This window comes from Hydrotalea sp. AMD (genome assembly GCF_004100315.1).
Classification (GTDB): Bacteria; Bacteroidota; Bacteroidia; order Chitinophagales; family Chitinophagaceae; genus Hydrotalea; species Hydrotalea flava.
The window spans coordinates 1-1,090 of record NZ_SCKY01000093.1 but is presented as its reverse complement, the minus strand read 5'-3'; the positions used below and the strand labels follow the sequence as shown (position 1 = coordinate 1,090).

3 protein-coding genes are annotated in these 1,090 nt (G+C 38.5%); 2 read left to right on the top strand and 1 reads right to left on the bottom strand.

Features of this window, described 5'->3' with window-relative positions; all coding sequences use genetic code 11:
- On the top strand, positions 1 to 108 hold a 108-nt coding region (locus tag EO766_RS18520; RefSeq protein WP_353744852.1), incomplete at its 5' end, for a DUF6011 domain-containing protein.
- Between the two features lie 289 nt (positions 109 to 397).
- Here the strand turns inward: EO766_RS18520 and EO766_RS18215 are convergent.
- Positions 398 to 742 carry a hypothetical protein gene (locus tag EO766_RS18215; protein ID WP_287101806.1) on the bottom strand — a complete coding sequence of 115 codons (345 nt, stop codon included), beginning with the start codon at positions 740 to 742 and terminating at the stop codon, positions 398 to 400.
- A 42-nt stretch (positions 743 to 784) separates the two neighbouring features.
- Between EO766_RS18215 and EO766_RS18210 the strand changes: the two genes are divergently transcribed.
- Positions 785 to 1,090 (top strand): hypothetical protein (locus tag EO766_RS18210; protein ID WP_287101805.1); only part of this gene is annotated, 306 nt, incomplete at its 3' end.

Sequence of the window (1,090 nt, the reverse complement as noted above, 5' to 3'; positions counted from 1 at the left end):
GGTTACTGTGGTAAGAAACTCACTGATGCGGTCAGTATCGAATACGGCATAGGGCCACAATGCAGAAAAAAACTTGGTATCACAGTTAAAAAGGAAGAAACAGTATGAGGAAATATAACTTAGTAGGTAAACATGGGTACTTAGGCTTTCAATATATAAAAAGCGACGATCTTTTTATCAAATATGCGGATATGAGGATTTCTCGTTATTTAGCAAGGGGTAAAAAAGAGAGACGCTTCAAATTTACCACACATCAGTAGAAGATTTTTGTAATAAATTTGCAGAGTCAGAGCAGTAAACAATCTGTGTCATTCTCTGCTATATCCTCCGAGGCTGTCACTTTACCCGCGTGATCAATAAGAGGACGAACGTCAACTGAGAAGGCTTGCCCCGGCGCTCAAGGGCGTAGGTTGACACGCTGAGATGAAAGAGATTTCTCTCCAGCGGCAAATAGCTCTATTTTAATCGCAAGCGCGATAATAAACTGCCCTAAATCCTTTGGCAACTTAGGAGACACTGTTCCAATTTGTAAATCTCCTGGATCTACATCTGAATAGCCTATCAGTTTTTCAGTAATCTCATCGATTAACTCATTCACCTGGTCATAGATTCTTCCAAACGCTTCATGCGCAGCGAAAGATTTAGTCTTGTAATGAGAGAGTTTTATCGTGAGAAACAGTTTATGGATGTCTTCGTAGACATTTTGCGGAGTATAGCTGGAACGCTGCAGTGTTGTTGCCATCGTAGTATCTATTTGTACAAATTTAAACAACTTTTAATTATCATGGAAAAAGAAGAACTTCTTAGACAACTTGGAGAAAAATTAGCTCCAGAGTTTCGGGTATTAAGTATTAGCAGTGTTAATTTTAAACCACACCCATATACAATAGGGCCTGCTCATATAGGGTATGCTTCAGATAAATATGGTGGAAAGTTAACTGAAGATTGTATTCGTGAAGGAGAGAAACAAGGTAAAGTACATTGCGCGACAGGTAATTGTTATACACCTTTTGATGAACATACTTCTGACAAAGTCTGTTTTGTACAGTTAACTCGGCATTTAACTAAAGAAGAAGCTACCGCTAAATTA